Genomic DNA, 18,735 nt, shown 5'->3' on the forward strand with positions numbered 1-18,735 from the left:
CCGCTACGATTCCTATCCACTCCGGAGCACCCCACCATATGACCACCAACACCACGTCCCCGCAGGTAGCCGTCAACGACATCGGCTCCGCTGAGGACTTCCTCGCCGCCATCGACGCCACGATCAAGTACTTCAACGATGGTGACATCGTCGAGGGCACGATCGTCAAGGTCGATCGTGACGAGGTCCTGCTCGACATCGGCTACAAGACCGAGGGCGTCATCCCCTCGCGCGAGCTCTCCATCAAGCACGATGTCGACCCGGGTGAGGTCGTCGAGGTGGGCGATGAGGTCGAGGCCCTGGTCCTGACCAAGGAGGACAAGGACGGCCGTCTGATCCTGTCCAAGAAGCGCGCACAGTACGAGCGCGCCTGGGGCACGATCGAGGAGCTCAAGGAGAAGGACGAGGCCGTCAAGGGCACCGTCATCGAGGTCGTCAAGGGTGGCCTCATCCTCGACATCGGTCTCCGTGGCTTCCTCCCCGCCTCGCTGGTGGAGATGCGCCGCGTCCGCGACCTCCTGCCCTACGTGGGTCAGGAGCTCGAGGCCAAGATCATCGAGCTGGACAAGAACCGCAACAACGTGGTGCTCTCGCGCCGTGCATGGCTCGAGCAGACCCAGTCGGCCGTGCGCTCCGAGTTTCTGCACCAGCTGCAGAAGGGCCAGGTCCGCAAGGGCGTCGTGTCCTCGATCGTCAACTTCGGCGCCTTCGTGGACCTCGGCGGGGTCGACGGCCTCGTCCACGTCTCCGAGCTGTCCTGGAAGCACATCGATCACCCGTCCGAGGTCGTCGAGGTGGGCCAGGAGGTCACCGTCGAGGTCCTCGACGTCGATCTGGACCGCGAGCGCGTCTCGCTGTCGCTCAAGGCCACGCAGGAGGATCCGTGGCGGCACTTCGCCCGGACCCACGCGATCGGTCAGATCGTCCCGGGCAAGGTCACCAAGCTCGTGCCGTTCGGCGCCTTCGTGCGTGTCGACGAGGGCATCGAGGGCCTGGTCCACATCTCGGAGCTGGCCGAGCGCCACGTCGAGGTCCCGGACCAGGTCGTCACGGTCAACGACGACGCCATGGTCAAGGTCATCGACATCGACCTCGACCGTCGTCGTATCTCGCTCTCGCTCAAGCAGGCGGACGAGGACTATGCCGAGGAGTTCGACCCGTCGAAGTACGGCATGGCCGACAGCTACGACGAGGCCGGAAACTACATCTTCCCCGAGGGCTTCGATCCCGAGACCAACGAGTGGCTCGAGGGCTTCGAGAAGCAGCGCGAGGAGTGGGAGAACCGCTACGCGGAGGCCGAGCGTCGCCACAAGATGCACACGGCCCAGATCGAGAAGGGTCGGGCCGCTGCTGCGGAGGCCGCCGAGGCCGCCCCGACCAACTACTCGTCGGAGTCCACCCCGTCGTCGCGTCCGGCTGCGGCGGAGGCCGCTCCGGCCGAGTCCACCGGCGGTTCGCTGGCCTCGGACGAGCAGCTGGCCGCCCTGCGCGCGAAGCTCGCCGGAGGCGAGTGATCGCACAGTAGGCATCTGAGAGCGGCCCCGCACCGGTATCCGGTGCGGGGCCGCTCCGTCTATCCCCGGTGCGCTCCGGTGGCGGTGGCCCGTCTGTGACGTGCGCAGTGCGGAAGTGCCGCCTTGCGCGCCGGACGGGTGAGCACCCTTGGCGATGCGAGCTCCCGGGTTTGGCTGGTGGCGCGTCATGCCGGGGGCGAGGAGGCCGCCCGCACCGACCGTCCCGCTCCCGGGGTCATCGCGGTGGATGTCGGATCGGGTGAGATCGGGGCGGTGACCACCCTGCGTCGCATCCCCGACGGACTCACGGGCGTCGGCGGGGGTGTGCCCGACGCGCGGGAGTGGCGCGCAGCGATCGATCAACGACCGGGCGGTTCGACGATCGGCTCGGCGACGGCGGGCTCGGCCTCCGCGATCTCCTCGAGGCGTTCCTCGTCGATCACACCGCGGTCGTCGATGGCTCCGGACTCCGCCGCGGTACTGACCGTGACACGGGACTCCACGGTGGTCCGGGGGTCCGCGTCCGGAGCGGCGAAGTCGAACTCGTCGAGGTCGGTTCGAAGTAGGAAGACGTTGTACGCGTCCCAGGTGGAGAGCGTGTAGTACAGGTACCGGCTGTCGTTGTCCGTGGTGAAGGGATGGATCATCGGTGCGTAGCCGTTCGGGAACATGCTTCGATCGACGATGGTCTGTGGCTCGGACCACGGTCCCCAGGGGCTCTCCGACACCCGCATGGAGACGACGCCCGTCGGCGAGGGCGTCATGGCGATGTACTTGTCCAGGTGCTCGTTGTACTGCACCGAGAGTTCCTCGACGCGTGCCGGGATGACGTCGTACCCGGTCGGCTCGTCGGTCCAGCCCGCGCCCGGACCCGCGTACCACTCGTACGCGGCGGGGTCCTCGATCTGCCCGATCGGAACCCGAGTGAGCATCGCAGGACCCTGACGACCGGACGGGGTCACGTACTCATAGAGATGACCAGCGTCGAGGAGGAACGCACTCATCTGCGCCCCGTACCAGCGGTCTCCGTCCACCGGCGGCAGGGTCTCGCTGTCCGGAGCGGGTTCGAACTGGACTGTCGGGTTCCATCCGGTGAAATCCGTGACGCGCCGCATCGTCTCGGTGAGCACCGTCCACGATTCGCCGTCGTCCGTGGACTTCACCAGTGCGGAGTAGTTGGTGTTCCAGCCGCCAGGCGCGTTCCAGTCCCGCACGGACATGACCCGCATGTACATGTCATCACCGGTGCTGATCGCGGCGGTCGGGATGACGGTGACCTCGCCGGTCCCGTTGGACTGGTGCGCACCCTGGACGAGTGCCGTGGCCTTCCCTTGTGGATCGGAGGGGACCGCCCTGAGGACGTCCATCCCGTTCTCGGGGCTCCCGCCGGCGGTGGCGAGCATGACGTTGGAGCGCCACTGGTTGTCTGTGGGAGTGCAGTCTCCGAAGGTGTCGCCGAACAGGGCCATGGTCTCGCCATCGTGGGTGAAGGTGATCCCGAGGTCTGTGCCGTGGATGTCGTACAGCTCGTCGGTCTTCGCGGGGCTGGTCGGCCCGGTAACCAGCTGGCGTACGGACGTGGCGCCCTTGAGGACCGGGATGGTGCCGTCGGCCCCGGTGACCCATCGGGGGAATCGGCGAACCGAGGATGCGGTGGCGTCGAGCACGGAGTTGGTCGCGTTCGCGAGCGATCCGGTGACGGGGAAGGGGCCGAGAGATCCCGGGGGGATGTTCCCGAAGAAGCTGTTGCACGGACCGCTCTCGCCGAGCAGTGAGCCTGTCGAGCCCGAGGACCCGGTCGATCCGGTCGACCCGGTCGACCCGGAGGAACCGGTGGAACCGGTGGAACCCGTGGAGTCTGCGGACTGGGCGGCTGCGTGGGCGGGAGCCACCGTGATCGCCAGTGCTACAACGAGAGGCAACGCAGAGAGTAGACGTGGCACAGAGTTAATCCGGTTCACACGTGAGACCCTACCTACGTCGCTCGGACCGGCACGCCTTTCGGTCACCTAGACTCCACGTCATGCTGATGGTGGGTCTGACCGGTGGGATCGGTGCCGGCAAGTCGACGGTGACGGCGGTGCTCGCGGAGGCGGGGGCGGTGGTCGTGGACGCGGACCTCATCGCCCGCGAGGTCGTCGAACCGGGTTCCCCCGGGCTGGCGATGCTCGTCGCCGAATTCGGCGAGGACATCCTGGGGCCGGACGGTGCACTCGATCGCGCCGCCCTCGCCGCCCGCGCCTTCGTCGACGCGGAGCGGACCGCGGCCCTCAACGCCATCATCCATCCGCTGATCGGGGAGCGGACGGCGGAGCTGTTCGGCTCGGCGCCGGAGGACGCGATCGTCGTGCACGACATGCCGCTCCTGGTGGAGGGCGGGATGACACCCGGCTACCACCTGGTGATCGTCGTCGACACCCCGGCGGAGATCCGGTTGCAGCGGTTGGTGGAGTTCCGGGGGATGCCGGAGGACGACGCCCGCGCCCGCATGTCGAGGCAGGCCACCGATGAGGCCCGCCGGGCCGCCGCGGACGTGGTGATCGACAACTCCGGGGACCGGCAGACCGCCGTGGACCTCACCAGCGCCCTGGTCGAGGTCCGCCTGCGCCCGTTCGAACACAACCTGCGCACCGGGACCCCCGTGGTGGGCGACCGCACCGTCGTCCCGTTCCGTCCCGAGTGGGCAGGGGAGGCGGAGCGGGCGTGCGCGCGCCTACGCCACGTGGTGGGGAAGATCGCCACCCGGATCGACCACGTCGGTCCGACCGCGGTCGAGGGTCTGGACGCGCCCGACGTCATCGATCTGCAGGTGACGGTGCGGGACGCGGCAGCGGTCGAGGTCGCCCTGCGCACGCTCACCGAGGCGGGATACGTGCGTGATCGGTCGAGCGAACGGCCGTTGCTGCACTGGTGCGACCCCGCCAGGCCGCTGGAGGTGTCGATCCTGGCAGAGGACGACCCCGAGCACGAGTTCTCGCTACTCATGGCCGAGGTGATCGGCGCGGACCCCGACGCACGGGCCGAGTACGCGGAGATCCTGCGTCGCGCGGACCGCGAGGAGACGCGTCAGTGGGAGCGCACCCTGAGCGAGGCCGTGCTGCGGGGGCGGTAGCGCCGACCGGGGGCGCGTCCGCAGCCCCGCCCCCGGCCGGGTCTCACTCGGTCGGGACCATCCCGTCGACCAACTCGGAGACCGGCACCTGCCGGACGACCTCGGTCGGCGCCGGCTGAGAGCTGGCCCGGCGCAGGTTCGGGTCGGGGAACACCTCCGACAGCCGGGTGCGCACGAGGAAGACGTTGTATGCGTTCCAGGTGGTGACGAGGTAGTAGAGGTCCTCGCCCTGCGCCCACGGGTGCATGAACGCCCCGTAGACGCCGGGAAGCACCGAATAGTCCACCAGCGTGGTGGCGGAACTCCACGGCCCCTCGGGGCGGTCGGCGGTGCGGAGGACCACCGAGTCGTACCCCTGCGAGTACATCGCCGTGTACTTCCCGAGGTACTCGTTGTACATGGTCGATATCTCGCTCGCCGGGGCGGGCAGGACCCGCTCGGCAGCGCCGACATCGGACACCCATGCCGAGCCGTTCCAGTACTCGTACGCCTCGGGGTCGAGGACGCCCGCGGCGGGCGGGGTGGCGGATCCGTCGAGCTCGTCAGCGGTCGGGGAACCGGCGAGCGGAACGCGTGCGACGACCGCCCCGCCCTGTCGCCCGGAGGGGGTGAGGTACTCGTACAGGTGCGTGTCCGTCTTGAGGAACGAGCTCATCTGGGAGCCGCGCCACGCAGGATCCACCGCCGGGGCTCCAGCGCCGAGGGGGACCGTGTCGGTGATGGGGCGGGCCAGAGACGGGGCGACGGCCCAGTTCTCGCCGTTGTCCGTCGAGTACGCCATCCCCGAGTAGTTGGTGGTCCACGATCCGGGTTGACCCCAGTGGGCCACGGACATGAACCGCAGGTACTGGACACCGTCGACGGAGATACCCGAGGTCGGGATGATCGTGACCTCACCGGGCAGCCCGGATCGCGGGACCAGCGACTTGGCGAGACCGTCGGTGCCCATGGCGGCGGAATCGATGGTGATGCCGTCGGTCAGATCGGTGTCGGCGGAGCGGAACAGGACGTTGGAACGCCACTGGTTGCCGGGCACCGTGCAGTCGCCCATGGTGTCGCCGAACGCCATCAGGACCTGTGGGTCGGCGGGATCACCGTTGTCCCACATGATGCCCAGGTCCGTTCCGGCCACTCCGAACCGGTTGATGGAATCCCCGGGACTCGTGGGCCCGGTGACGAGCTGCTCGAACCGGGTGGGTCCACGCAGGACGGGTACCGTGCCCTCCTCTCCGGTGATCCACGGTGGCATCCCGTAGACCGACCCGATCATCGGATCGAGCGAGCCGGACAGTCCGTTCCCCAGGGAACCGGTCTCCAACTGCTGGACCAGCGATCCCGAGCGGTCGGCGGAACCCAACGCCCGGGAAGTCGAGCCGAGCGACCCGGCGTCACCGGAGGACCCGAGCGAGCCGAGGGAACCGGTGCCCATACCGGCCCCGGTCCGGTTCTCCAGCAGGGAACCGAAGTTGCCGAACATCTCGCTGCACGGGCCGGCCGCGGCGGTTCCGGCGCCGACCGTGCCGAGGGTCACGACCGACGCGGCGGCCGTGATCGACGCGACGACGACCGAGCTCAGGCGGCGGGGGAGAGGTCGGGTCATGTCACGCCTCCGGGATGGGCCGACGCTCGACCAGGACGGTCTCGCCGGTGTCCGCCGGGTCCGGGGTGTTGCGGGTCCAGCTGTCGTCGGTCGTCCGCATCCGCGCCCGGGCGTCGGGCAGGGTCCGCGGCGGGATCTGGGTGAGGTCGGTCCTCATGAGGAAGACGTTGTAGGCGTCCCAGGTGGACATGGTGAAGTACAGGTCCTCGCCGCGGGTCTCCACGGCGGGGCTCCACGGGTGGACGAAGGCGCCGTAGAGGGTCGGGACGTGCTGGTACGAGAGCAGGATGTCTTCACCCGACCACGGGCCCCAAGGGGTGGCGGACTGGGCCATGACGATGTTGTTCGCGCTGTTGTTGTACAACGCGATGAAGCGACCCAGGTGCGCACTCCAGGACACCGACAACTCGCTCACGGCCGAGTTGACCGTCGGAGCGCCGAGCACCGGGACGGCGTCGCGGTGATCGACGACCCAGTCGCCGCCGTCCCAGAAGCGGTAGGCCGCCATCTCCTCGATCCGGTTCTCGGGGACCCGCGCGAGCCGTGCGGACCCGCTCCGACCGGAGGGTGTGAGGTACTCGTAGACGTACCCGTCGTGCTTGAGGAACGCGCTCATCTGCCCGGCGGTGTGGGTGGTGGACTCCGGGCCCAGGTCGACCGGGAGAGGCATCGGTGCGGTACCCCGCCGGGCGGTATCGCGTACGGGGACCCAGTTCTCGCCGTTGTCCGTCGACCGGGCGAGAGCGGAGTAGTTGGTGGTCCACTCACCGGGCGAACCCCACCGTTCGACGGACATGTACCGCAGGTACTGGGTGCCGCCCACCTCGACGCCAGCGGTGGGGATCACCGTGGTCTCGTCGGGGTGGCCGGTGCGGGGGAGGATCGACTTCGCCATCCCGGGCCGCTCCATCGGCGCGTCGGTGATGCGCATCCCGTCGGCCAGAGTGCGATCGCCGGATCGGAACAGGATGTTGCTGCGCCACTGGTCACCGGGCTCGTCACAGTCGCCCATCGTGTCCCCGAGGGCCATCATCATCTGCGGATCCGAGGCGTCGCCGTTATCCCAGAGGATTCCCAGGTCGGTGCCGGAGATGCCGAATCTGTCGACCGTGTCGTTGGGGCTGGTGGGTCCCGTCAGCAACTCGACCGTGGTGGTCCGGCCCCGGAGGACCGGGATGTACCCGTTCCCGCCGTCGGCCCACGGGGTGGCAGGCGCGGACGTGGGCGCCCCCAGAGACCCCGAGAGGGACCCCGACCCGCCCGCGGTGCCGCCGGCCGGGGGCCACGGGTCACACGGTGCGGCCGTGGCGACCGGTGCGAGGAGAGTGAGGGCTCCCGCCGCGAGAGAGGCGGCGGTGACCGCCGTGATCGGCCGACGTACGCCGTGGGGGCGGGCGGTACGACGACGAAGTGGGCTGAGGGCCACGGGGTTCTCCAGACGACATGACAGGGACGGTGAGGGGTTGCTCACAGCTACGGTAGTTGGCACCCCTGACATCCGCTGCGGCGACACCGGTGGGCGGGGGTGAACGGCTGCTCGTACGCTGGTGGTATGGCTTTCGCGACAGAGATCCCCGACGACGGGGTCCCCGCCGACCCGACAGTGCTCTCGTACTCGGAGTTCCGACCGATCGGCGATGTCGAACGTAGTGCGACCCGCTTCGAGGTCGTCAGTGAGTTCACCCCGTCGGGCGACCAGCCCACGGCGATCGCGGAACTGACCGAACGCCTCGCACGCGGGGAGCGCGACGTCGTACTGCTCGGTGCGACCGGCACCGGCAAGTCGGCGACCACCGCCTGGCTCATCGAGAAGGTGCAGCGGCCGACCCTGGTGATGGCGCCCAACAAGACGCTCGCCGCGCAGCTGGCCAACGAGTTGCGCGAGATGCTGCCCAACAACGCGGTCGAGTACTTCGTCTCCTACTACGACTACTACCAACCGGAGGCGTATATCGCCCAGACGGACACCTTCATCGAGAAGGACTCGTCCATCAACGACGACGTGGAGAGGCTCCGGCACTCCGCGACGTCGTCCCTGTTGTCCAGGCGCGACGTCGTCGTCGTCAGTTCGGTCTCGTGCATCTACGGTCTCGGCACACCCCAGTCCTACCTCGACAGGTCGGTGGCGCTGGCCGTCGGGCAGGAGGTCGACCGCGACCAGTTGCTCCGGCTGCTCGTGGATGTCCAGTACGAGCGCAACGACGTGTCCATGACCCGGGGCACGTTCCGGGCGAAGGGCGACACCGTCGACATCATCCCCACCTACGAGGAACTCGCCGTTCGCATCGAGTTCTTCGGGGACGAGATCGACGCGCTGTACTACATCCACCCGCTGACCGGTGACGTCGTGCGCAGGGTCGACGAGGTGCGGATCTTCCCGGCCACCCACTACGTCGCCGGTCCCGAGAGGATGGCCAAGGCGATCGCCTCCATCGAGGCCGAGCTGGAGGAGCGCCTGGCGGAGCTGGAGAACCAGGGCAAACTGCTCGAGGCGCAGCGGCTGCGCATGAGGACGTCCTACGACATCGAGATGATGCAGCAGGTGGGCTTCTGCTCCGGTATCGAGAACTACTCGCGGCACATCGACGGTCGGCCGGCGGGCAGTTCGCCGGCCACGCTCATCGACTACTTCCCCGAGGACTTCCTCACGGTGATCGACGAGTCCCACGTGACCGTGCCGCAGATCGGCGCCATGTACGAGGGCGACGCCTCCCGCAAACGCAATCTCGTCGACTTCGGGTTCCGCCTGCCGTCCGCCCTGGACAACCGTCCCCTGACCTGGGAGGAGTTCTCCGGCCGGGTGGGTCAGACCGTCTACCTCTCCGCCACGCCCGGCCCCTACGAGATGGGGCGCGCCGGTGGGGAGTTCGTCGAACAGGTCATCCGGCCGACCGGGCTCGTCGACCCGAAGATCGTGGTCAAGCCCACCAAGGGGCAGATCGACGACCTGACCGGGGAGATCCGTCAGCGCGCCGAACGCGACGAGCGGGTGTTGGTGACCACGCTGACCAAGAAGATGTCGGAGGACCTCACGGACTACCTGCTCGAGTTGGCGATACGGGTTCGGTACCTCCACTCGGAGATCGACACCCTCCAGCGGGTGGAACTACTCCGAGATCTCCGGCGCGGGGAGTACGACGTCCTGGTCGGCATCAACCTGCTCCGGGAGGGACTGGACCTGCCGGAGGTCTCGCTCGTGGCGATCCTGGACGCCGACAAGCAGGGTTTCCTCCGCTCGGCCACCTCGCTCATCCAGACAATCGGCCGTGCGGCCCGCAACGTCTCCGGTGAGGTCCACATGTACGCGGACTCGGTCACCGAGGCCATGCGGCAGGCCATCGACGAGACCGATCGCAGGCGTGAGAAGCAGGTCGCGTACAACACCGAGCACGGCATCGACCCGCAGCCGCTCCGCAGGAAGATCGCCGACATCCTCGACCGGGTCGGAGAGGAACACGGGGACGACGCGGATCCCAGGGCACGACCGGAGCTCGTGGGCGCCCGGGCGGCCGACGGGTCGGCGCGACCCCGAAAGGAGCTGGAGAAGCTCATCGAGGAGATGACCGAGCAGATGATGTCCGCGGCCACCGACCTGAGATTCGAGCTTGCGGGGAGGCTCCGGGACGAGATCGCCGAACTGCGTAAGGAACTCAAGGGGATGCGTGAGGCCGGGGTCGACTAACCTGGGCCGCTTTCTCTCGCGTTTACCCCGCCCGTCGGCGGCGTCCTCGGACTACTCTGGGTGAAACGTGTTCCCGAGGAGAGGAAGCAAATGAGCGCCTACACCAGAGTGGTGGTGGGAACCGACGGTTCCGAGTCGTCCTACCGTGCCGTCGATCGCGCCGCGCAGCTGGCCGCCGACGCCTCGGCGGACCTCGTGATCGCCTGCGCCTACGTGCCCGCCGATCCGCGTTCGGTCAGCCAGGCCGCGGATCAGCTCGGTGACGACGCCTACCAGATCCGCGGGGACAATCCTGCGGAGGACATCGTCCGCGGCGCCAAGGACCGGGCCCAGAAGGCCGGAGCGACCAAGATCGAGGCGCGCACCGTGAAGGGGGCGCCCGTCGAATCGCTCATCAAGCTGGCCGACGACATGGGGGCCGACCTCCTCGTGGTGGGCAACAAGGGACTCAACTCCCTGACGGGTCGGCTGCTCGGGTCCGTGCCCGCCGACGCCGCTCGGCGCGCGACCTGCGACGTGCTCATCGTCCATACCACCTAGACCGCGCGCTTCACCCGGCGTCCCACGCGGCCGCCGGGATCAGTGGCAGAGGTGGGTCCGGCTCGCATCGACGATCGCCCGACCCACCTCGGCGGTGTCGAGGTCCGGATTCTGGGCCGCGATCGCGCTGGTGAGCGGGCGGATTAGTTCGAGGATCGTCTCGTCGTCCGCGCCGTCGGCGATCCCCCCGCAGATGCCGGCGCCCACCTCGATGGTGGTGACGGCGGTCATCTCGGTGGGGAGGCCGAATCCGGACAATTCTGCGAGGAACTCCTGCTCGTCGTCGGTGCGCGGCTCGGGCCTGTCCCGGGCCCCGGTCTGTGCGGAGGTCACGGGTCGGGGCTCGGCGACGGCGGACACGCTGTCGACCGGGGCCTCCGCCCGGGTGCCGCACCCGCCGGCCGCCGCGACCGCGATGAGGGCCGAGGCCGCCAGCACGCGGGATCGGGTGTGGGTCATGCGGTGAGCTCCTGTGCGCTGTCGTCGAGACGGTCCCGTATACCCGAGAGTAGCGGGCCGAAGCCGCCGGGCTGGACGAGGATGAGTTCCTGGGTCGCCCGGGTGGCGCCGACGTACAGGTCCTGCATCCCCTGGGGCGAGCGCGCCAGGACGCGTTCGGGGTCCACCACCACGACCACGTCGAACTCCAGCCCCTTGGCCAACGCCAGCGGCAACACCGACGTGCCCGGCCGGGCCAGTTCGGCGGCCTCGTGGACCGTGGGATAACCGGCGCCGGCGAGTTCGTCGTCGTCGTCTCGACGGGAGTCCTCGTCGCCGCCGGGGTCGGGCACCAGTACCGCCACCGCCCGCTCCGACGGCACCGCCGCGACCTCCTCGGCGACCGCCTGCGCCACCGAACGACCGTCCGGCTCGCGCCACGCGACCGGCCGTCGCCCCGCGCGCACCGTCCGCGGCGACGACGCGGCCGGGTCGATCTCGGCGAGCAGCAGCTCGGCCACGGCGGAGATGGTCTCCGGGGTGCGGTAGTTCACGGTCAGCTCGGACAGCACCCACCGGTCGTCCACATACGGCGACAGGGCATCGGCCCACGAGTCGATGCCCGCCGGGCTCGAGGTCTGGGCGACGTCACCGACAAGCGTCATCCACCGGTTGGGGGAGCGGCGCATGAGCACCCGCCACGCCATGGTGGACAGTTCCTGCGCCTCGTCGACGATCACGTGCCCGAACGCCCACGTCCGGTCCGCGCCGGCCCGGTCGGCCACGGTGAGATCGGAGTCCTCGCTGTGGCGGCGTGCCAGGGACTCGGCGTCGACGACGTCGTAGGCCATGAGCACCTCCGGATCGAGGTCGTCCTCGATGTCCTGCACGGCCGAACCCGTGAGGATCTCGAGAGCCTCCTCCGCCTGTCGGACCTGCTCCGCCCACGCGCGGTCCGCCTCACTGCCATCGGCGGTCGGGTCCTCGCCGAGGAGTTCCGCGAGCTCGTCCAGCAGCGGTACATCCGCCACCGAGAACGCGGCACCGTTCTCCCGGAAGAGCGCATCCTGGTCCTCCGCGACGTAGTCACCCGCCGCCTCGGCGATCCGGTCGCGGCTCGACAGCAGGTCGGCGAGGAGTTGCTCGGGCCGTAGCACCGGCCACCACCCGTCGATCGCCTCGGCGACCTCGCGGGAGGCCTCGACCTCCCGGCGGAGTTCCGCGCGGTCATCCGCGTCCAACAGGGGGCGGGCGGCGTCGCCGAGGTCGCCGACACCGTCGCCCTCCGGTGACCACGCCTCGTCCTCCGCCCGCCCGACCGGGTCGGTGAGCGCGGAGACGTACTGCTCGGTGAGGGCGTCGATGATCCGCGTCGCGAACGCGTCGCGGGACTGGTTGTGGGGTCGCCGGGTCATCCGTCCGCGCCCCCTCGCCGCCCGCACCGTCGCCGGGGTCAGTGTCAGATCGTGTCCCTCCACCCGCACCACGACGTCGGCCTCCGGGGCGAGCTGGCGGGCCCGCACCGCGGCCTTGAGGATCCCCACCATCTCGCCGGAGCCCTTGACCTCCTCGCCGCGCAGTGTCTCCGGTCCGGTCGCCCGGACGCCCGGATAGAGATCGGCGAGCGTCCGCAGGACCACCCCCGACTCGCCGAGGGACGGCAGCACGCGCGCGATGTAGTCGAGGAACCGCGCATTGGGTCCGACGATGAGCACACCGCTGCGGTCCAACCGCTGCCGGTGCGTGTAGAGGAGGTAGGCGGCGCGGTGCAGCGCCACGGCGGTCTTTCCGGTACCCGGGCCGCCCTGGACCACCAGGACGCCGGAGTGCGGGTTCCGGATGATCTCGTCCTGCTCCCGCTGGATGGTGGCCACGATATCCGTCATGTGGGCGGAACGGGCGGTGTCCAGCGCCTCGAGCAGGGCGGACTCGCCCACCACGTCGTCGTGGTCCTCGGGGAGCTCACCGTCTTCCGGAGCCGTGAGGTACTCGTCGTGGATCCCGATCACCCGGCGACCGATCGTCCGCAGGTGACGGCGCCGGTGAGCGCCCTCCGGCCGGGCGGTCGTCGCCAGGTAGAAGGGTCGGCTGTGGTCGGCGCGCCAGTCGAGGAGCAGCGTCGTGAGGTCGTCGTCGTCGTCGCGGAGACCCACGCGCCCGATCCGACGTACCTCGCCGTCCCCCATGTCCAACCGGCCGAAGTACAGGCCCAGATTGGCGGCGCTGAACGCCGCGAGCTCGGAGGTGTAGAGCCGGGCGAACGACTCCCGTTCCGACCGCGCCTGCGGGGTGCCGCCCGACCCGCGCAGGACGGCGTCCAGGCGCGCACGCGTGTCCGCCCGCAACTCCTCGAGGCGATCGAGGAGGCGGCCGAGGTGACGTTGTTCCTCGTCGACGGCGTCGTGTCCCGTCACGGGCGCTCCTTCCGGGGTCTGCGTGGTCGGTTCGGGCAGGATGACCAGGCTACCGGGAACCGCCGGCGGCCACACCGCCTCCCGACGACCCCGCCCGGGTGGGGGCGGGGTCGTCGGGAGGCGGTGTGGCCGCCGGCGGTAGTCCGGGGGCGGTGGCCCGCCCCGGTCGTCAGGGACGGATGACGTCGGCGGCCTTCGCGCGGACCTCGTCCGTCATCTTCTTGGCCTCGGAGGCCTTCTTGCCGGCCTCCTTCTCGAACCGGGCGGACTTCTTCCTGGCGTCCTTGCCGGCGCGGGCCGCCTTCTTGCGGGCGTCCTTCTGCGCGTCCTTCTTCTTGGCCTGCGCGGCCTTGCGGGCCTCCTCGGCCCGGACCGCGGCGAGTCGGGTGGCGACACCGGCCTGGTCGCGGACCTGCGCGGTGTAGGGCCGGGCCTCGTCGGCCGCTGCGTGGGCCACGGCGCCCGCCTGCTCGCGGACCTGGGCGGCGATCGGGGCGGCCTGCTCCCGGGCGGTGGCCGCGCGATCCCGCACGCGAGCGGCGACCACCGGAGCGGTGTCACGCACGACCCCGGCAAAGCCGGACGCCTGGTCACGCACCTGATCGGCGACCTCCGGGGCCTTCGCCCGCACGGTGTCGGCCACCTCGGGAGCCTTGTCGCGCACGACGTCCGCCGCGCCACGCGCCTGATCGGCCACGGTGTGTGCGACACCGGCGAGCGCCGCACCGGCCGCCGCCGACTCGGCCTTCGCCCCGGGCAGTTTCGCGGCCACCTTGTCGCCGGCCTTCCGGGCGCGCCAGGCCACCCCGGGCTGTCCGGCGGTGTCGACCGAGGCGAGGATGAGCCCGCCGAGGAGCGCCACGTCGGTCGCCAGACCGGTGGTCTTGCGACTGCGGGCGTCCTTGTCGGACTCCATCCAGAACGCGTGGCGGCTGACGGTCGAGGGCACGTGGGCGGCGGTGAGCGCGAGCGCCGACAGGCGGGGGGCCTTGCCCAGCGCGAACAGGACGCCCGCGCCGATCTTGACCCCGGCGAGCGCCCTGACGAGCGTCTCGGTGTCCTTGGGGACGGGCGGCACCGACGCGGAGACCGCCTCGTTCACCGCCTGCTCGCCCTTCTCCACCAGCGGGGTGGCCTTGTCGACGAGCGGCGCCGCGTCCGCGACATGGGCCTGCGGATTGCGAAGCGTCTCAACGCCGTCGATGACGAACACCGTGGCGAGCATGGGTCGTGCGAGTCGTCGGATCATCGTTCCTCCTGAATAGGTGGGAGTGCGTGGTCGAACCTAGTCCGAACCCGGTGAGGGCGCCTCCGGTCGCGAGACGGGGCGGCCGGTGGACGGACCGTCACCGGGGGAGTGTGCTGCGGTGATCGCACACCGAGGCGGTTTGATAACGATTGGGTGTCGGCACGCCGGGCGATGGGCACAGGGTCCCCGTCGCCGTCACCACCCGCGCTCCCGCCACTCGCCCAGATGCGGTCGCTCGGCACCGATGGTGGTGTCGTCCCCGTGTCCGGGATGGACCGCGACGTCGTCATCGAGGACGTCGAAGACCCGCGCCTCGAGGTCGTCCATCAGCGAGGCGAACTCGGCTGCCGAGCCCGTCTTCCCGGGCCCGCCCGGGAAGAGGGAGTCCCCGGAGAACAGGTGGGTGCCCGCGTCGGTGCGCAGCACGAGTGCGACGCCGTCCGGAGTGTGACCCCGCAGGCCGATCACCTCCAACCGGAGGTCGCCGACCACGAGCTCGTCGCCGTGCGCGACATGGCGGTCGGTGGGCACGTCGATGCCCCCGGCGTCGCCGGGGGAGGCGATGGTGGTCAGGCCGAGGGCAGCGACGGTCTCGGCGAGACCGATCCAGTGGTCGGCGTGGAGGTGCGTGGTGAGCACCTCCGTGACCCCGGGTGCGCGGTCCCGTAGATGGGAAATTAGTTGCGGCGCGTCGTTGGCCGCGTCGACGAGCAGTACCTCGCCCGTCTCGGTCGACTCGATCACGTAGACGTTGTTGTCCATCTCGCCGACCGAGATCTTGGTCAGCCGTGCGGGGCCCACGGTCCAGCGCTCGCCGGTCAGTCGGCCGCCCGTGCGGCCGGAGTAGCCCTCGGTGAGGGTGATGCGGTCGGGTAGTGACTCGGTGGGATTCGACATAACGGCAGGCTACCGACGTCGGGCGCGGTCGGTGGCCGGAAGCGTGTCGTACTACGTTGGTACCTTCGTCTGCGGGAACGGCAGCCATGCGGCAGGTGCGGCTTTCGCCACGGAGACGTGGCGGCCTCCCGACTCGGAAGGAGAACCCATGGTGGACCGTCTGGTCGTCCGCGGCGCACGGGAGCACAACCTCAAGGGCGTGGATATCGACGTCCCCCGCGACTCGCTGATCGTGTTCACCGGACTGTCAGGGTCCGGCAAGTCCTCGCTGGCGTTCGACACCATCTTCGCCGAGGGCCAGCGCCGCTACGTCGAGTCGCTGTCCTCCTATGCCCGGATGTTCCTCGGGCAGATGGACAAGCCGGACGTCGACTTCATCGAGGGGCTGTCCCCGGCCGTGTCGATCGACCAGAAGTCGACCAACCGTAATCCCCGCTCGACCGTCGGCACGATCACCGAGGTGCACGACTATCTGCGCCTGCTCTACGCCCGCGCCGGGGTTCCGCACTGTCCCACCTGCGGGGAGGTGATATCCCGTCAGACCCCGCAGCAGATCGTCGACCAGATCCTGGAGGGCGAGGAGGGTGCCCGGTTCCAGGTGCTCGCCCCCGTCGTCCGGACACGCAAGGGCGAGTTCGTCGACCTCTTCGCCCAGCTCGCCGCCGACGGTTACAGCCGTGTGCGGGTGGACGGCGAGCTGCACACGCTCGCCGAGCCGCCCGTCCTGAAGAAGCAGGAGAAGCACGATATCGAGGTGGTCGTGGACCGACTGGCGGCAAAGCCGTCCTCACGGCAGCGGCTCACCGACTCCGTGGAGACCGCTCTGGGGCTGGCGGACGGCGTGATCGTGATCGAGTACGTCGACCTCGACGACTCCGACCCCGCCCGGCACCGCAGGTTCTCCGAGCACATGGCCTGCCCGAACGGACACCCGATCGCGCTGGACGACATGGAGCCCCGCGCGTTCTCGTTCAACAACCCCTACGGGGCCTGCCCCGTGTGCGACGGTCTCGGCTCCCACCTCGAGGTGGATCCGGACCTGGTCGTTCCCGACCCCGAGCGGTCGCTCGCCGACGGCGCGATCGCACCATGGTCGGGTGGCCAGAGCGCCGACTACTTCCAGCAGTTGCTGACCGGCCTGGCCGGGGACATGGGCTTCGACCTCCGAACCCCGTGGCAGGACCTGCCCGCGAAGGTGCGCAAGGCCGTGATGGGCGGCGCCCCCACCAAGGTCCGGGTGCAGTACCGCAACCGGTTCGGCCGCGTCCGGACCTACGACGCCAAGTTCGAGGGCGTGATGTCGTTCCTCAAGCGTCGCCTGGACCAGACCGAATCGGAGTCGCAGAAGGAGCGCTACCAGGGTTACATGCGCGAGGTGCCGTGCCCGGGATGCGACGGCACGAGGCTCAAGCCCGAGATCCTCGCCGTCACTCTCGCCGGCCCCGGGGGCACGGAGCGTTCGATCGCCGACATCAGCCGCATGTCCGTGGAGGACTGTGCTGCGTTCCTGGACGGGCTCGAACTCGACTCACGCCAGGCGATGATCGCCGGTCGTGTCCTCAAGGAGATCCAGGCACGGATGGGCTTCCTGCTCGACGTGGGGCTGGACTACCTGTCGCTCGACCGCGTCGCCGGCAGCCTGTCCGGTGGCGAGGCCCAGCGAATCCGCCTGGCCACGCAGATCGGATCCGGTCTCGCGGGCGTCCTCTACGTCCTGGACGAACCGTCCATCGGTCTGCACCAGCGGGACAACCGGCGACTGATCGACACCCTCGTCCGGCTGCGCGACCTCGGTAACACGTTGCTGGTGGTGGAGCACGACGAGGACACCATCCGTTCGGCGGACTGGATCGTCGACATCGGGCCGCTCGCCGGTGAGCACGGGGGCCGGGTCGTGCACTCGGGCGACTACAAGGGGTTGTTGGCCAACTCCGAATCGCTGACCGGCGACTACCTCGCCGGGCGTCGTCAGATCGCCATCCCGGACAAGCGGCGCGCGCCGAGCCCCGACAAGCGTCTGCACGTGAAGGGCGCCCGGGAGAACAACCTCAAGAACGTCGACGTGGTCTTCCCCGGCGGCGTGCTGTGCGCGGTCACCGGCGTCTCCGGCTCGGGCAAGTCCACCCTGGTCAACGACATCCTCGCGACCTCGCTGGCCAATCAGCTCAACCGGGCCCGGCAGGTGCCCGGCCGGCACTCCCGGATCGACGGCGTGGACGGGTTCGACAAGCTCGTCCAGGTGGACCAGTCGCCGATCGGTCGTACCCCGCGCTCCAACCCCGCCACCTACACCGGCGTGTTCGACAAGATCCGCACCCTCTTCGCCGCCACCACCGAGGCCAAGGTCCGCGGGTACAAGCAGGGCCGGTTCTCGTTCAACGTCAAGGGTGGGCGCTGCGAGGCCTGCCAAGGTGACGGGACGTTGAAGATCGAGATGAACTTCCTGCCGGACGTCTACGTGCCGTGCGAGGTGTGCCACGGGGCGCGGTACAACCGCGAGACCCTGGAGGTGCACTACAAGGGCAAGACCATCGCCGAGGTGCTGGACATGCCCATCGAGGAGGCGTGCGAGTTCTTCGAGCCGATCACCTCGATCCATCGCTACCTCAAGACCCTCACCGAGGTGGGGCTCGGATACGTGCGGTTGGGTCAACCCGCCCCCACGCTCTCGGGTGGTGAGGCCCAGCGCGTCAAACTGGCTGCCGAACTGCAGAAGCGGTCGAGCGGACGGACGGTGTACATCCTCGACGAGCCGACCACCGGCCTGCATTTCGAAGACATCACCAAACTGCTGTTGGTGATCCAGGGGCTGGTCGACAAGGGCAATACGGTGATCGTGATCGAGCACAACCTCGACGTGATCAAGAGCGCCGACTGGGTCATCGACATGGGGCCCGAGGGCGGTGCCGGGGGCGGCTCGGTCGTGGCCGAAGGCACCCCGGAGCAGGTGGCGACCGTACCCGGGAGCCACACCGGCCGTTTCCTTGCCGAAGTGCTCCCCGGGGTGGCCGACGGGGAGGACGAGGACGCGAGGGAGTGCGTGGTCACCGAGCAGACGACGGGGAAGAAGGCGTCGGCGAGGAAGTCACCGACGAAGAAGGCTGTCACCACGACGAACCAGTCCTCGAAGAAGCAGGCCGAGAAGACCGCCGAGGCGGGGTCAGCGGCGTCCGCGACGGCCAAGAAGACCGCTGCGAAGGCAGCACGTAAGGCGCGCGCCCTACGCTGACGGCTTCCCGGTCCGGGACGGATGGCCCCGGACCGGGGCCCGTCGGGTCAGCGCGGCGCG

General features: G+C 69.6%; 12 protein-coding genes. 5 read left to right on the forward strand and 7 right to left on the reverse strand.

The window, feature by feature from the left end:
* The first annotated feature begins 38 nt into the window (after positions 1-38).
* Complete coding sequence (gene rpsA / locus NR111_RS07870; RefSeq protein WP_067714021.1) at positions 39-1,514, forward strand: 30S ribosomal protein S1; 1,476 nt, start codon at positions 39-41, stop codon at positions 1,512-1,514.
* A gap of 359 nt (positions 1,515-1,873) precedes the next feature.
* Here the strand turns inward: rpsA and NR111_RS07875 are convergent, their stop codons facing one another.
* A complete protein-coding gene (locus NR111_RS07875) occupies positions 1,874-3,436 on the reverse strand; it encodes a DUF4185 domain-containing protein (RefSeq protein ID WP_256820484.1) in 1,563 nt (520 codons plus the stop codon).
* Between the two features lie 101 nt (positions 3,437-3,537).
* Here NR111_RS07875 and coaE point away from each other — a divergent pair, with 101 nt between their 5' ends.
* Positions 3,538-4,626, forward strand: coding sequence for a dephospho-CoA kinase (gene coaE, locus NR111_RS07880; RefSeq protein ID WP_067714027.1), 1,089 nt, complete (start codon positions 3,538-3,540; stop codon positions 4,624-4,626).
* A gap of 43 nt (positions 4,627-4,669) precedes the next feature.
* Here coaE and NR111_RS07885 read toward each other — a convergent pair whose 3' ends face one another.
* Positions 4,670-6,226 (reverse strand): DUF4185 domain-containing protein, encoded by a 1,557-nt coding sequence (locus NR111_RS07885; protein WP_067714029.1) that lies wholly within the window; start codon positions 6,224-6,226, stop codon positions 4,670-4,672.
* Position 6,227: 1 nt separating this feature from the next.
* Complete coding sequence (locus NR111_RS07890; RefSeq protein WP_256820485.1) at positions 6,228-7,652, reverse strand: DUF4185 domain-containing protein; 1,425 nt, start codon at positions 7,650-7,652, stop codon at positions 6,228-6,230.
* A gap of 126 nt (positions 7,653-7,778) precedes the next feature.
* Here NR111_RS07890 and uvrB point away from each other — a divergent pair, with 126 nt between their 5' ends.
* The gene (gene uvrB / locus NR111_RS07895; protein WP_067714032.1) at positions 7,779-9,908 is read left to right on the forward strand and encodes an excinuclease ABC subunit UvrB; all 2,130 of its coding nucleotides are present in this window, start codon (positions 7,779-7,781) and stop codon (positions 9,906-9,908) included.
* 90 nt (positions 9,909-9,998) lie between these two features.
* A complete protein-coding gene (locus NR111_RS07900) occupies positions 9,999-10,448 on the forward strand; it encodes a universal stress protein (RefSeq protein WP_067714034.1) in 450 nt (149 codons plus the stop codon).
* Between the two features lie 39 nt (positions 10,449-10,487).
* Here the strand turns inward: NR111_RS07900 and NR111_RS07905 are convergent, their stop codons facing one another.
* The 4 genes from NR111_RS07905 to NR111_RS07920 all read right to left on the reverse strand — a co-directional run bounded on the left by NR111_RS07905 (position 10,488) and on the right by NR111_RS07920 (position 15,446).
* Positions 10,488-10,907, reverse strand: a complete 420-nt coding sequence (locus NR111_RS07905) for a DUF732 domain-containing protein (protein ID WP_253701899.1) — start codon at positions 10,905-10,907, stop codon at positions 10,488-10,490.
* The gene (locus NR111_RS07910) at positions 10,904-13,300 is read right to left on the reverse strand and encodes an ATP-binding domain-containing protein (protein ID WP_067714036.1); all 2,397 of its coding nucleotides are present in this window, start codon (positions 13,298-13,300) and stop codon (positions 10,904-10,906) included. The genes NR111_RS07905 and NR111_RS07910 overlap by 4 nt, the downstream gene beginning before the upstream one ends.
* 169 nt (positions 13,301-13,469) lie before the next feature.
* Positions 13,470-14,549, reverse strand: coding sequence for a DoxX family protein (locus NR111_RS07915; protein WP_067714039.1), 1,080 nt, complete (start codon positions 14,547-14,549; stop codon positions 13,470-13,472).
* Between the two features lie 195 nt (positions 14,550-14,744).
* Positions 14,745-15,446, reverse strand: a complete 702-nt coding sequence (locus NR111_RS07920; protein ID WP_067714044.1) for an MBL fold metallo-hydrolase — start codon at positions 15,444-15,446, stop codon at positions 14,745-14,747.
* A gap of 148 nt (positions 15,447-15,594) precedes the next feature.
* Between NR111_RS07920 and uvrA the strand changes: the two genes are divergently transcribed.
* Complete coding sequence (uvrA, locus tag NR111_RS07925; RefSeq protein WP_206474132.1) at positions 15,595-18,675, forward strand: excinuclease ABC subunit UvrA; 3,081 nt, start codon at positions 15,595-15,597, stop codon at positions 18,673-18,675.
* The last annotated feature ends 60 nt before the right edge of the window (positions 18,676-18,735 follow it).

This window comes from Dietzia sp. Die43 (assembly GCF_024519835.1).
Taxonomy (GTDB): domain Bacteria; phylum Actinomycetota; class Actinomycetes; order Mycobacteriales; family Mycobacteriaceae; genus Dietzia; species Dietzia kunjamensis.

Excerpts from the sequence above, each read along its gene's own strand:
- NR111_RS07900 (WP_067714034.1), top strand. The coding sequence starts at position 9,999 with ATGAGCGCCTACACCAGAGTGGTGGTGGGAACCGACGGTTCCGAGTCG.
- coaE (WP_067714027.1), top strand. The coding sequence starts at position 3,538 with ATGCTGATGGTGGGTCTGACCGGTGGGATCGGTGCCGGCAAGTCGACG.
- NR111_RS07905 (WP_253701899.1), bottom strand. The coding sequence starts at position 10,907 with ATGACCCACACCCGATCCCGCGTGCTGGCGGCCTCGGCCCTCATCGCG.
- NR111_RS07920 (WP_067714044.1), bottom strand. The coding sequence starts at position 15,446 with ATGTCGAATCCCACCGAGTCACTACCCGACCGCATCACCCTCACCGAG.
- NR111_RS07915 (WP_067714039.1), bottom strand. The coding sequence starts at position 14,549 with ATGATCCGACGACTCGCACGACCCATGCTCGCCACGGTGTTCGTCATC.
- NR111_RS07885 (WP_067714029.1), bottom strand. The coding sequence starts at position 6,226 with ATGACCCGACCTCTCCCCCGCCGCCTGAGCTCGGTCGTCGTCGCGTCG.
- rpsA (WP_067714021.1), top strand. The coding sequence starts at position 39 with ATGACCACCAACACCACGTCCCCGCAGGTAGCCGTCAACGACATCGGC.
- uvrB (WP_067714032.1), top strand. The coding sequence starts at position 7,779 with ATGGCTTTCGCGACAGAGATCCCCGACGACGGGGTCCCCGCCGACCCG.
- uvrA (WP_206474132.1), top strand. The coding sequence starts at position 15,595 with ATGGTGGACCGTCTGGTCGTCCGCGGCGCACGGGAGCACAACCTCAAG.